Source organism: Paenibacillus sp. FSL R10-2796 (genome assembly GCF_037965315.1).
In the GTDB taxonomy this organism is placed as follows: Bacteria; Bacillota; Bacilli; order Paenibacillales; family Paenibacillaceae; genus Paenibacillus_AQ; species Paenibacillus_AQ odorifer.
The window spans coordinates 778,906-792,743 of sequence record NZ_CP150178.1; the positions used below are offsets into that span (position 1 = coordinate 778,906).

Annotated in this window: 9 protein-coding genes and 1 riboswitch; all 9 genes read left to right on the forward strand. The window is 46.1% G+C overall.

Annotation, left to right across the window (positions count from 1 at the left end; translation table 11 throughout):
• The first annotated feature begins 114 nt into the window (after positions 1-114).
• The 9 genes from NST58_RS03620 to NST58_RS03660 all read left to right on the forward strand — a co-directional run bounded on the left by NST58_RS03620 (position 115) and on the right by NST58_RS03660 (position 13,810).
• Positions 115-1,473 (forward strand): DUF58 domain-containing protein, encoded by a 1,359-nt coding sequence (locus tag NST58_RS03620; protein ID WP_312151174.1) that lies wholly within the window; start codon positions 115-117, stop codon positions 1,471-1,473.
• Positions 1,442-3,781, forward strand: a complete 2,340-nt coding sequence (locus NST58_RS03625; protein ID WP_339246271.1) for a transglutaminase domain-containing protein — start codon at positions 1,442-1,444, stop codon at positions 3,779-3,781. Before NST58_RS03620 ends, NST58_RS03625 begins: the two co-directional genes overlap by 32 nt.
• 162 nt (positions 3,782-3,943) lie before the next feature.
• Positions 3,944-5,482, forward strand: coding sequence for a glutamine-hydrolyzing GMP synthase (gene guaA / locus NST58_RS03630; protein WP_036679874.1), 1,539 nt, complete (start codon positions 3,944-3,946; stop codon positions 5,480-5,482).
• 144 nt (positions 5,483-5,626) lie between these two features.
• Entirely contained in the window at positions 5,627-6,091 is a 465-nt protein-coding gene (locus NST58_RS03635) for a hypothetical protein (protein ID WP_076106071.1), read from the forward strand.
• 201 nt (positions 6,092-6,292) lie between these two features.
• Positions 6,293-6,392: riboswitch (purine riboswitch) on the forward strand.
• A 122-nt stretch (positions 6,393-6,514) separates the two neighbouring features.
• A complete protein-coding gene (locus NST58_RS03640; protein WP_036679893.1) occupies positions 6,515-7,915 on the forward strand; it encodes an NCS2 family permease in 1,401 nt (466 codons plus the stop codon).
• 399 nt (positions 7,916-8,314) lie between these two features.
• Positions 8,315-10,570 (forward strand): glycosyltransferase 87 family protein, encoded by a 2,256-nt coding sequence (locus NST58_RS03645; RefSeq protein WP_339246273.1) that lies wholly within the window; start codon positions 8,315-8,317, stop codon positions 10,568-10,570.
• The gene (locus NST58_RS03650; protein ID WP_076195064.1) at positions 10,560-12,338 is read left to right on the forward strand and encodes a phospholipid carrier-dependent glycosyltransferase; all 1,779 of its coding nucleotides are present in this window, start codon (positions 10,560-10,562) and stop codon (positions 12,336-12,338) included. Before NST58_RS03645 ends, NST58_RS03650 begins: the two co-directional genes overlap by 11 nt.
• Positions 12,339-12,435: 97 nt before the next feature.
• Entirely contained in the window at positions 12,436-13,416 is a 981-nt protein-coding gene (locus NST58_RS03655) for a glycosyltransferase family 2 protein (RefSeq protein WP_038568643.1), read from the forward strand.
• Entirely contained in the window at positions 13,403-13,810 is a 408-nt protein-coding gene (locus NST58_RS03660; protein ID WP_076130538.1) for a GtrA family protein, read from the forward strand. The genes NST58_RS03655 and NST58_RS03660 overlap by 14 nt, the downstream gene beginning before the upstream one ends.
• The last annotated feature ends 28 nt before the right edge of the window (positions 13,811-13,838 follow it).

Genomic DNA, 13,838 nt, shown 5'->3' on the forward strand with positions numbered 1-13,838 from the left:
TTTTTTTAAAAGAAAAAAACAATGTCTGGGCACCCTTTTTCATGGGAAGAATAGATAGTAATAAGTTCCTCAGCTGGGAACAAGTCTAGACCCAAAGGAAGGGTGTTCGTTCCATTGTCCTCTTCAAAAAAAGTAGAACACAAATTAAATAACAAGACTGAAAGAGTTAGAAGCTATCCGCGTAGCCGTAGTGCGTTGGCTGAATGGCTGCGGATGCTGACTGTGGCTGGAATTATAGGTGTTTTATATGCATGGCGCGGAGGCGCATCACTCTTATTTCTGCTGATCGCTGTAGGCGTTATCATGGTTGGCGGACTGATTGTTCAACTTTCAGGTCCACGGGCGATAAAGATTGAACGGACAATCACTCCAGTAAAACCGATAGCTGGAAGTACACTGCTTGTGAAGGTACGGGTGAATTTCTCTGCCCGGCTTCCACTGCCATGGCTGACTATCGCTGATTTTTGGAGGGATAGAGGACATCACAAGCTACTGTTTCCGGGATTCAGACGCTCTTTTGAATACACCTACCTTCTTGAGAATATGCCGCGGGGACATCATCATTTGCAGGGCTGTAGAGTAACTTGGGGAGATTTGCCCGGCTGGTTCACAGGCCGATCTGAGCCTGCTGAAGAGCATAGCGTTAAAGTGCTGCCAGCCCCCCTATATTATGGCGGAGCAGTCCCGGATAGCGGCTTTATTAGCGGTAATTCGCTCTATTCCAGAAGGGGAAGAAGCAGCAATGATGAGACCATGGAATCGCGGGAATATGAGCCCGGTGATCCGCTTAGCCGAATTCATTGGAAGAACAGCGCCCGGCTAGGAAATCTGCAGAGCAAAGTTCCAGAGCGTGAAAAGGCAAGAATGAGCTGTATCGTGTTGGCTAATGATCCCAAAAGCTATGAGATTCCAGCCAATGCACTTACACCTCGTGGCAGTCGGGAGGAGCAGCCTCCGGTATTTGAGAAGGCGGTGTCAACGGCGATGGGGCTGATGCTCTTTGCTGAGCAGTCAGGTGCTTATGTCCAGTTATTTAGCGGAGGCTGGCCGGAAGGAATGGCTAGGCATGAAGGACTGGGTAAAATCCCAGGGAGAGTGCTGGATATTCTAACTGATATTTCTCCGAATGGAACAAGAACCCTGTCCGAGCTGTTGGAGGATGCTTCTAGAGGCTGGATTCCGGGAATGACCGTTGCTATAGTGACCGGAAGATTAGAGGAACAATCCGCTAAGGTTATCGCTAAATTCTTAGTGCAAGGTGTAAAAGTTGAGCTCTATTATGCTTGGGATCAGCCAGCTCCGCTGCCTGCTGAGGTAATGCTGCAGGAGATCCGCCAGCCTGTGCGGGGAACGGTCGGGGATAGTCTGGGTCGTCTGGGAGCACGGATGTTTTGTCTGGATGATGCATTGCCAGCTTACAGGCTCAGGGAGGTAGAGTACCATGAATCATCCGGAAAACCAACGCTACGGTAAGCGGATACCGGGTGACACAAGCTTCTCTATGAATGAGCACAGTGGGAAGGAACCAAAGCAGCTCCATTTGGAAAAACTGGAGAACAGTCATGCCGGTAAACAGAGAAAGATACCTCTGTATTATCGCATGCTGTTCTCTTTGGCTATTTTGGGGCTGTTTTTAGAATGGCTGCTCCCTTTATATAGAACGACTTCATTGGAAGATACTGCTAGATTGCTGCAGATTCTGATGATTTCTGCTGCCGTGCTGTTGATGTGGGGAATCCTTCAGATTCCCGGGTGGCTATTGCTAAGTATCCAATGTTTGATGATCGGCACAGCTTGGCTATATCTATGCAGCGAGAGCGTAGGGACAGGATGGCTGGGCATTTATGCAGTAGAAATTCCAAATGATCTGATTTTGCTCTTTTCCGGGCATGTTTCTCAGCTAAGCGAGATCAGCAGACTTTTGATTTTGATTGTTGGCTGGGGGCTGCTGGTATCTTCGGTGCAGCAGCTTGCACTTTTCAGAGGTAGTACGCTGCTGTTTACAGCGGTGACCCTCATTTATCTATTAGTTCTGGATATTGGCTTTGGCGTTAATACGACAACGGATGTTGTAATATCAGTCGGGCTTATTGTATGGATGCAAGCAATGAGTGGTTTGCTCCGTCTGCGGGAACGGGTGGGCAGCATTCACCTGCCGTATGCCCGATGGGGAGTTTTGGCATTAGCAACTGCTATATTCGTCATGATGACAGCATGGTTTGGTGGGCAGGTATATGAAGTACGACCGCCTAACCAAACTACACTCCAGTCAACCTTTGAAAAGCTGCAGGAATGGGCTTCGGGCCATATGCCGGAAGATAATGAGGCTATACCTGCAGGAACAACAGGGTATAGTACAAATGATGGAGAACTGGGTGCTCCATTATCACGCAATACCGAGCCAGTCTTCACAGCATTGACCAGCCAGCGTACCTATTGGCGCGGGGAGAGCATTGCCTATTATGACGGTCGCCGTTGGATCAGAGGGGGTGAGGAGTTTACTCCGCTTAACTTGTCCAGCCTGCCTCAGATTCCGGCGACGGTAACCACCACTAATGGGGGGCGGACTTTGCAACAGCGGATACAATTTGCCAGCCCCTCTTCCGGCGGAATTCCTGTATTCAATGCGGGCACCCTAACAGATGTTGAGACAGTTCAACTATCCAATGGCAGCCAGCTTGGTTATGTTCTGGCGAATAAGGACAGGGATACCTTTCGTCTGCCAGATTCGGTGGGGTCAACTCGGATCACTGAGTATATAGTTGATTCTATACTTCCCGAGAGTAATCCAGTACTACTGCGCGGTTTGGGTGACGCTGATCCACAAGAAATAAAGAATAAATACTTGCAGCTGCCTGATTTATTACCTGAGCGAGTGAAAGCTCTGGCAGAGAAGCTCACAGCTTCCTCGGGTAACCGATATGATTCCGCAACCGCCATTCGGGATTATTTGCAAAACGGGTATTCTTACACGCTGGATACCATGGTTCCGCCAGCTGGGGCTGATTTTGTGGATCATTTCCTGTTTGAGACCAAACAGGGTTACTGTGTGCATTTTGCCACAGCGATGACCGTATTGCTGCGAAGCACAGGTATTCCAGCGCGGTATGTTCAAGGCTACGGACCTGGAACCCAGCAGGAGGAAGCCATGCCGGCGAAGTATTTAGTCACCCAAGGGGATGCGCATGCTTGGGTAGAGGTTTATTTTGCCGGCGCAGGTTGGGTTCCTTTCGATCCGACGCCGGGTCCTGCGCTTGCGGCTGGCTTCCCTGCGCCGGCACGGCCTGCGGCCGCAGCAGTCGCGCCGCAAACAACGCGCAGCGCGGAACTGCCCGCCCTGCCGCTGGCGGGCGGGCCCTTTTCAGCGCCGCTCGCTGCCGCGGCGCTGCTTCCCGCCGCCGCTTGGCGCTGGCGGCGCAGCCTGGCTCTGCTGCTGGCCGCGCGTCGCGGCAGCAGCTTGAGCCGGGAGAGGCAGCTGCGCGCGGCCTCTCTGGCTTGGCACGGGCTGGCGGAGCGGTTTGGACCGCCGCCGCCCGGCGTTACTGGCAGGGAGTATGTGGACTCCCTGCGGATTTACGATGCCGGACTAGATGTAGCCGTCCGGCAGTTTGTCCGCCAGTGGGAGACTCTGGCGTACGCGCCAGCTTCGGCCTCCACAGCCGTGATCTCTGCCCGCGACAATCCCGTAGACTCCGCTCCCGCCCTTGGCGGCGAACCTGCGGCTTCTGATGCGGCCGCGTTTATTCGCGAATGTCTGCTCATTACCTTCCGTTTAACATAAACGGCTAATAACGCTTAGATCCGCTATCTAATTTATGCCATAGCAAGGAAGGTTCTGCATGAAGTTTTATCACTCTCTGATTATGAGAGGCGTGTCCTCCTTTCCTTGACGATGAGAATTAACCATGAGTATAATGAATCCAATAATCAAGGGAGGCACGTAATGAACAAGCCAAATGAAATTATCGTCGTTCTCGATTTTGGGGGACAATACAACCAACTTATCGCGCGCAGAATTCGGGACCTGGGAGTATACAGCGAACTTTTGCCGTACAATACGCCAGTTGACAAGATTAAAGCACTTTCGCCTAAAGGAATTGTCTTCTCCGGCGGACCTAGCAGTGTATACGCTGAAGATGCACCACACGTAGATCCGGCTATTTATGATCTAGGAGTGCCGATCTTCGGTATTTGTTATGGTATGCAGCTGATGGCTCATCAGCTTGATGGTAAAGTAGAACGTTCGGCTAAACGGGAATATGGTAAAGCTGATGTTGACTTTGCAGAAGGAACTGCTTTAGTTGCAGGATTGGAGAACCGCCAGACTGTATGGATGAGCCACGGTGACCATGTAGTTGAGCTTCCAACAGGCTTCAAGCTGGATGCAGGTACAGAAAGTGCTCCAATTGCAGCAATGAGCAACGCGGAGCGCAAACTGTTCGCTGTGCAATTCCACCCAGAAGTACGTCACTCCGTTCAAGGTAACGAGATGATCTCGAACTTCTTATACCAAGTTTGTGGTTGCGACGGCAAATGGACAATGGAATCGTTTATCGATGAAGCCGTTCAAGATATTCGCAATCAAGTCGGAGATAAAAAAGTACTCTGCGCTCTTAGTGGCGGAGTGGATTCTTCCGTTGTGGCTATGCTTATCCACCGTGCAATCGGAGATCAATTGACCTGTATGTTTATTGACCACGGCCTTCTGCGTAAAGGTGAAGCAGAAAGCGTTATGGAGACTTTCGTAGGCAAATTCGATATTCATGTAGTGAAAATCGATGCACGCGATCGCTTCATGAGCAAACTTGCAGGTGTTGAAGACCCTGAGCAAAAACGTAAAATCATTGGTAACGAGTTTATCTACTGCTTCGACGAAGAGTCAGCTAAGCTCGGAGATTTTTCATTCCTTGCACAAGGTACGCTTTATACGGATATCGTTGAGAGTGGAACAGCTACAGCGCAAACCATTAAATCCCACCACAATGTGGGCGGCCTGCCAGAAGATATGAAATTCAGCTTGATCGAGCCGCTAAACACCTTGTTTAAGGACGAAGTTCGTAAACTCGGTGAAGAGCTTGGCATGCCACGTGCGATCGTATGGCGTCAGCCTTTCCCAGGTCCAGGTCTTGCTATTCGTGTCTTGGGTGAAGTAACAGAGGACAAGCTTACCATCGTTCGTGATTCTGACTACATTCTGCAAGAAGAAATTGCTAAAGCGGGATTAGACCGTGAAATTTGGCAATACTTCACTGCCCTGCCTAACATGAAGAGTGTCGGAGTTATGGGTGATGCTCGTACGTATTCCTACACAGTAGGTGTTCGTGCAGTAACTTCCATCGATGGCATGACCGCTGACTGGGCACGTATCCCATGGGATGTTCTTGAAAAAATCTCTGTACGTATTGTCAACGAAGTTGAGAATGTAAACCGCGTAGTGTATGACATTACTTCGAAACCACCTGCAACGATTGAGTGGGAATAGCATATAGCAATAAGAAACCTGCAGCTCCTTATTTATTAAGGGACTGCAGGTTTTTTATTAACCGTGAAGCTTGTGACGGACCCTATATAGCAACTTTAGAGAATGTGATAAACTGGGAAAAATATACTTATAGGAGCCATTAGAATGGGATTCTCACTTATTGGAACACTGATAGCTATGGTTATTCTTGCCCCAAGTTTACTGATGATTAAGTTTCCGCCCGATCATGTTCCCAGCGGTTTAAAAGATGCCGGCATCGTCTACACTCTTTTGGAGAGAGTAGGGCAGTTGGGGTGTATAGCCATTCTTGCGATTTCAAAGGATAACTTTGAAAATGTAGAATTCGGGATCTGGGCTGCACTTATCTTTGTGTTTATCACGATTTATTACGGTTTATGGATTCGTTATATGGTTAAGGGACAGCAATTCAGATTATTATGGGCTCCATTATTGTTTCTTCCGATTCCCATGGCAGTTCTCCCTGTTTGTGCATTTGGATTTGCGGCTATATGGGGTAGATCTTTCTGGTTGGGTATTGCAGTGATTTGTTTAGCTATAGGGCATTTTGCTAATTCTTGGCATAGCTATCAGTATTCCAAAGGCCAATAAGCTAGGGAACATCGAAATTGTTTATAGGGAAAAATACCCATTTGAAAAGGCCTTTGATAGTTAATAAGCTGCATGATTTAAAGGATTTTGGGGTTGAAGTTAAAGATAAAAATGTATGAATTACGAACAATAGAAAAAATAAAGTCGAAAATGTTCGCTTTTTTCATTGACAACTTATGTGATATCCACCTAAAATGATAAAGCACAACAACATAATTCTTTCGTATATTTCCGGGAATAGGCCTGGAAGTTTCTACGAGGTCACCGTAATGACCTGGCTACGATTAAGAAGAGCTGAGCAACCCGTATTGTCCTGAATCTAGGGCTATAGTCATGGGTGCTACTCTTTTTTTCGAGCCGGTGTCGATCAGATACCGGCTTTTTGTTGCTGTCAGCCACAACATACCTTAGGGGGAGAACAATTTGAATCGGTTTTTCAAGTTGAAAGAGAACGGCACTACAGTACGTACAGAGATAATGGCCGGCTTGACTACGTTCATGGCTATGGCTTACATCCTGTCGGTTAATCCGAGCACATTAACAGCATTTGGCCGCATCGATATGGGCTGGTACTCTGTATTTCTAGCGACTGCGCTGGCAGCAGGTATTTTCACCATTGCAATGGGCGTGTTTATAAACTTTCCAGTAGCATTGGCACCAGGTATGGGACTTAATGCATACTTTGCTTCCGTAATTTTGTCTTCTGCAACCTCAGAACATCCATTCACTTGGCAAATGGGTCTGACCGCAGTATTTATTTCCGGTTTGATCTTCATCCTGCTCACGGTTACCCGAGTGCGGCAGATCTTACTGACAGCCATTCCTGACAGCTTGAAGCATGCCATTACCGTAGGTATCGGGATGTTCATTACAATCCTTGGGCTTAAGAACAGTGGTTTGATGACGATTGGTGTCGAAGCTGGTAAAGATATTTCCGCCAATACATTCACAGATGTCCTATCCTTTGAAACAATTATTCATATGGGTAGCCTAGAGAACACTGATGTACAATTGGTAATTATTGGATTGCTTCTTATTTCCATCCTGATGGTACTGCAAGTTAAAGGTGCGATTTTATTCGGTATCTTGGGTACAACCCTCGCGGGTATACTGATGGGTGTAGTTGATTTTGGCTCTTTGTCCAGTCCGACAACCCCTTGGGTGCCTGACCTGACGCAATTGAACTTTTTCGAATTTGACTGGGATGGTATCCTGCACACCGGTATTGTTTCAGCAATCGCAACATTCACTTTTGTAGAATTGTTCGATACATTTGGTACACTTGTAGGTACTGCTCAACGCGCTGGTATTATGGACAACCCTGAAGAAGGTAACAAACGTGTAGGTAATGCAATGTTTGTCGATGCCATTGCTGTTGCTGGTGGTGCGGCATTGGGTACTTCCACTACTACTGCTTTTGTAGAAAGCGCGGCAGGTGTTGCTGAAGGTGGACGTACAGGTCTTACAGCTGTAACAACGGGTGTGTGCTTCTTGCTTGCGTTGTTCCTTGCACCAATAGTTGCTCTGATCCCTGGATCTGCTACAGCCGCAGCATTGATTGTCGTAGGCGTGCTCATGGCACAATCGATTCGCGAAATTGATTTTCAAGATATGGTTGTTGCGATTCCAGCGTTCCTTACTCTAGTAATCATGCCTTTCACTTATAATATTGCTAATGGTATTTCCTTTGGTATCGTAACTTATGTAATCCTTGCTTGTGTAGCTAACCTTGCTGGCAAGAAAAAATACGATATTCACTGGATGATGTGGGTACTTGCTATTCTGATTATTCTCCGTTATGTATTTCTTGGTAGTGCGGGCTAACTCATATATAGCATACAGATGTGCATTCAACGGCTCCTTCATAACTGAGGGGGCCCTTTTTTTATATTTTTGTTGGCACTCAACCATTCAGCCTAGTCTATGTTTCTAGCTTTTCATCATCTATGATTTAGATTATATTGTTGAAGAGGTGATGTTCAGGACGAGGCAGCCTTGGCATTAGAGTCCAATTTGTTCCCTCCTTGATCGTGATCTCTGTTTATTTTGTACTGAAAATACTTCAAACCCTAGGTGGTCCTATGGTCTTACCATTTTGTTAGTTCTCTCGCTTTATGCTGATAGAATGGCCTGTTTTTTTGCTCCGGTATTTGCTTTAGCCACTGCGATTCTTCTATTCTATATAAGAGTCTATATAAGAGCCTTGAAGCTTAGGGCGATCCTATGGAATGGAATATTGTGGATGGAAGGGTCTGCGATCCAGATAAGGTTAACATACCCTATATTTATATGCTCTTTTATGAGAAAATCAATCCAAATGATTTCTTAGCAACGGTGAAATACACTAATTCGGGAGCTGTTTTTCAGAAGGGATATGCTTTTGGCTGGACTAAGATGAATATAGGACGAGGTGAGGTTGGGACGATGATCAAGAGTACACGTGCGGCCGTAATGACTGTATTGATGCTGTTATTGTTTGTGCTTCCTGTAACAAGCATTTATGCAGAGGGGAATCTATTGCAGAACCCTAGCTTTGAGGAGGGGGGAGATGATGCGCCTTCTAACTGGACTAAGGATATGTGGATTTCAGGAGATAATTCAGGCCTACTTTCAATCCAATCGGAGGAAGTTCATTCCGGCAGCAAGGCGGCAGTCATTGAGAATATCGAGCCCAATCATTCGAAATGGGTGCAGACGATTGAGGCTACGCCGAATAGTTATTATAAAATCTCTGGATGGATCAAAGTAGGAAGTACAGCAGGAGAGGGAATGGGCGCCAACATTCTTGCCGTTGGAGTAGGCGGGGGGTATCCCAGCGTAACTGATACGGCAGGTGAATGGCAGTATCTTGAATATATCGGCCAGACAGGACCGGAGCAGAAGTCATTTGGCATAGGCGCAAGTCTGGGCGGCTACTCTAGCTTGATTCAAGGTAAGGCTTATTTTGATGATTTTGCTGTAGAAAAATTAGACGCGGCTCCTGAAGGGGCTAACGTCATTTCGCTGGATAGTTCAGCGGTTAGTCCAGATGCCGGCGACAAAAAGGCAGACACTCCACATAAAGTATCTCCAACTAAGATGTTGCTGATCTCAGCGCTGTTTAGCGTGTTTTTTGCAGTGCTTTATACTAAGGCATTCCGTAGTGAGAAGCTTATGAAGCAGCCTGAGAATATTTATTCCAAATGGCTGAGCATTGCCATCGGAATTGCTTTTATTCTGAGAGTGTGGATTGGTCTTACCGCGCAAGGATATCAGAATGATATGAATACCTTTATTTCTTGGGGACAGCGTATGGTGGATTTAGGTCCAGGCAAATTTTATGAAGAAGGTTATTTTGCCGATTATCCTCCTGGCTATTTGTACATATTGTACGTGCTTAGCGCCATTCGTGGCGTTTTAGGATTCACTCAGGGCTCAGGTGGAGAGAATTTGCTCTTCAAGCTCCCTGCGATCCTTTCTGATTTGGTGCTCGGCTACTTCATTTATCAAATGTCACGCAAAAAACTCGGCACAGGAATAGCTTTCGGCTTAATGTTGTTGTTTCTGTTTAATCCAGCGGTACTTATTAATTCAGCGGCTTGGGGACAAGCAGATTCATTCTTTTTGATCTTCCTGCTGCTCAGTATCCATGGCGCTGCGAACAAAAAGTTTGTTCGCTCCGCAATTTTGTTTGCTTTAGCGACGCTAATTAAACCGCAAGCGTTGATATTCACGCCGGTATTGTTGTTTGCTTTTTATCATCACCGCGCTTGGAAGCAGCTTGGATTCGGAGCTTTGTATGGATTAGGGATCTTCGGATTGCTTGCGGCACCGTTTTTCTGGAATAACGGAGGTCTGGTAGGGATTATTGATCTTTACAAGAGTACGTTATCTTCCTATCCGTATTCTTCAGTGAATGCATTTAATCTGTATGCACTGACTGATCCGATGTGGTCATCCCTTGATCTAACCTGGCTTGGCATTCCATACCGTGTATGGGGCTTCATATTTATTTTAGTGGCTATAGCTGTTGCGGCATTTTATTCCTTTAAAAAGGATCGCTTGGATCTGACCAAATCCTATTTTATCGGGATGGTGCTTATAGTAGTGGTCTTTGTGCTTGGCACCAAAATGCATGAACGTTATATGTTCCCTGCTCTTATTCTTTGTTTGTTTACTTATATAGAAAGTCGGGACCGCCGCTTTTTATCGCTATTTCTCGGATTCAGCTTAACGCAATACATCAATGTGGCGTACACCTTATCCCACCTGAATGCAGATGTTAGCCCGGGTGCAGACGGAATCGTATTAGTGACTGCTATAGCTAATCTAGCATTGCTGCTTTATATGCTGAATATCGGATACGATGTGTATGTCCGCAAGGGAATAAAACCTCTTCCAGCGCCAATTACACCGGAAGAACAGTATGAAGAAGATTTGAGAGTTGTCGGGCAAATTAAACCGCATCAGAAGGGAGGGCGATTTAACGATGAAGTTTAAGCGTATAGATTGGATATGCATAATAGCTATCACGGCCGTTTACGCAGCGCTTGCTTTATATAATCTTGGCTCTACTAAATCTCCAGAGACCTTATGGGAGCCTGCTGCCAGTGGTGAAAGCTTCTATGTAGATTTGGGGCAGAGTAAACCATTGGAACGGGTCAATATCTTTGGTGGCGTGGGAACGGGTAAGTTCAAGCTGGAATTCAGCGACAATCCTGAGGTCTGGAGCAGTCCGATGGATGTCAGTGAGGATGTCGGGAATGTCTTCATCTGGAAAAGCCAACCCCTGAACGTTACAGCGAGATATGTGAAGTTAACAGTTACCTCTCCAGGGTTCACTTTGAACGAAATGGCCTTTTATGAGCAGGGGGGAGAAAGAATCCCCCTTCCTATTGCCGGTGTGACACCAGATGCTAACGCAGTACCTAAAAGAGGAGCAGCGGCCAATCTTTTTGACGAGCAGGCGCTCATTCCGGAATATTCTAACTTTATGAATAGCACTTATTTTGACGAGATCTATCATGCGCGAACAGCTTATGAATATACACACGGGATAGTGCCTTACGAGAATACGCATCCACCGCTTGGCAAGCTGTTGATTGCCATAGGTATGGAGCTGTTCGGAGTCAATCCATTCGGCTGGCGTATTATCGGAACCTTGTTCGGAGTTGCCATGTTACCTCTTATATATGTAATGGCGCTGCGTTTGTTTAAGAAAAGCAAATACGCCGCCCTCGCGGCAGGATTGTTTGCGCTGGATTTCATGCATTTCACACAGACAAGAATCTCCACGATTGACGTATACGGAGTATTCTTCATTATGTTGATGTTCTATTTTATGCAGCGGTATTACACAATGAATTTCTACAAGCAGCCTTTAAGAAAAACATTAATTCCGTTATTCTGGTCTGGCTTATTCTTCGGAATCGGCGTAGCTTCGAAATGGATTGTGCTCTATGGAGGAGCAGGGCTGGCCATTATGCTGGCTATCTCCCTTTTTGAACGCTACAGAGAATACCAAGCCTCCGGACGCCTGCTGGCAGAGGGGAAGATTAAAGATAAGGAATTGCTGGGCACCTGTCGTGAAGCAGTAGATTCTTTTTGGAAAAAGACTATTATTACGTTGGCTAGTTGTATCGGGTTCTTTGTAATTATTCCAGTAATTATTTATAGCTTATCTTTTGTGCCGGGGTTATCTGCATCAGCAGAGGGCTTCACTATAAAAGGTTTGATTGATTCCCAAAAGAATATGTACAACTACCACAGCCAGCTTGTAGCTACACATCCTTTTGCTTCCTCATGGTGGCAATGGCCGTTTATGAAGAGACCGGTCTGGTTCTTTAGCGGCGGTGAAGGTTTGCCGGAAGGTCAGGTCAGCAGTATAGTGACTATGGGGAATCCTCTTATCTGGTGGACGGGTATTTTTGCGATGCTGGCAACGCTGTGGATTACGCTGAAACGTAAAGATAAGAACCTCTACATGATCTGGATCGCCTTCTTCTCGCAATATGTTCCGTGGATGCTTGTCCCAAGAGAAACATTTATTTACCATTATTTTGCTATGGTACCATTTATGATTCTTGGTATTGTATATATAATGAAGTTGCTGGATAGTAAATTCCCTGAGGCCCGTTACGTACAGTATGTCTATGTAGCCGTTGCTTTGCTGCTCTTTATCGCTTTCTACCCGGTACTGTCAGGGATGCAGGTCAGTGGAGATTACGTGAAAGATATGCTGCGTTGGTTCCCAACTTGGGTTTTCTAGGATTTAATAAAAATCTATAAAATAAGTTTATGAATGCAGCGTTATTATGAAGTGTAGATGGATGTAACGCTCCAAAAAGCTTGTAGGAGGAATAAAGGTGAAAGCCAGATATAGTGTGATTGTACCCATGTTCAATGAGGAGCAAGTAATTAGCCATACTTATGAACGTTTGAAAAAAGTAATGGACGAGTGCGGCGATACTTATGAGCTGGTCTTCGTCAATGACGGCAGTCGTGATCGTTCCGCCCAGATGATTCGGGAGATCTGTGAACGAGACGAGCATGTCAAGCTGATTGACTTCTCGCGTAATTTCGGACATCAGGTAGCGATTACAGCTGGCATGGACTATGCCGAAGGTCAAGCGGTTGTTGTTATTGACGCTGATCTTCAGGATCCTCCGGAGGTCATTTTGCAAATGATCGAGAAGTGGAAAGAGGGCTACGACGTTGTATATGCGAAACGCCTGAAGCGCCACGGAGAAACGATGTTCAAAAAGGTCACCGCGAAGCTTTTTTACCGCCTGCTCAGCAGTATGACAAGTGTGGATATTCCTACGGATACAGGCGATTTCCGTCTTATTGACCGTAAGGTATGTGATGTCCTGCGGGGACTTAAAGAAAAGAACCGCTATGTCAGAGGTTTGGTGAGCTGGGTTGGCTTCAAGCAGACTATGGTGGAATATGAACGGGAAGAACGTTTTGCCGGAGAAACCAAATATCCGCTGAAGAAAATGATTCGTTTTGCGTTAGATGGCATCACCTCTTTTTCACATAAGCCGCTTAAGATTGCTACGTATATTGGATTCTTCCTTTCATTCTCTAGCTTTCTCTATTTATTTTTCGTCTTGTTTCAAAAGATATTTTTTACCTCCTGGACGGTTCCGGGCTGGGCTTCCATTGTAGGCGTTAATCTGCTCTTTAACGGTATCGTTCTGATGCTGTTGGGTGTGATTGGGGAGTATATCGGACGGATTTATGACGAGTCTAAAGATAGACCGCTATATATTGTTAGTGAGACTAAAGGCTACCAGAACGAAGAACAACTGGACCGCCGGAAGGACCACAATGATGTCAGATAAGAACTTGCGCGCTGCATTCATACAGTTCCTCAAATTTAATGCCGTAGGTTTGCTCAATACGCTTATTGATTTTGTGATTTTCACATTGTTGAATTCACTAGGGATGGTATACGCATTGGCGCAGGTGATCTCCTATAGTGCAGGCACGGCGAATAGCTTTATTTTGAATAAAAAAGTTACCTTTCGTGATCGCAACCGGGGGAATAAAGAAGGCTTCGACCGCGTACAGCTGGTCAAGTTTATCGTGCTGAATCTGGTAGTGCTCGGAATATCACTGTTGTTAATGCATCTGTTGACAGACAAACTAGGTATTCAAGTCTTGATCTCCAAGGTGCTGGTTACCTTTATCACGGTGATCATCAATTTCTTTGGAAGTCGTAAATGGGTATTTTAAACATTAATTTCAGGCAGAAGGAGTTGCT

Bases quoted from the DNA above. Each gene is read 5' to 3' on its own strand.
- NST58_RS03650 (WP_076195064.1), top strand. From the start codon at position 10,560: ATGAAGTTTAAGCGTATAGATTGGATATGCATAATAGCTATCACGGCC.
- NST58_RS03635 (WP_076106071.1), top strand. From the start codon at position 5,627: ATGGGATTCTCACTTATTGGAACACTGATAGCTATGGTTATTCTTGCC.
- guaA (WP_036679874.1), top strand. From the start codon at position 3,944: ATGAACAAGCCAAATGAAATTATCGTCGTTCTCGATTTTGGGGGACAA.
- NST58_RS03660 (WP_076130538.1), top strand. From the start codon at position 13,403: ATGATGTCAGATAAGAACTTGCGCGCTGCATTCATACAGTTCCTCAAA.
- NST58_RS03625 (WP_339246271.1), top strand. From the start codon at position 1,442: ATGAATCATCCGGAAAACCAACGCTACGGTAAGCGGATACCGGGTGAC.
- NST58_RS03645 (WP_339246273.1), top strand. From the start codon at position 8,315: ATGGAATGGAATATTGTGGATGGAAGGGTCTGCGATCCAGATAAGGTT.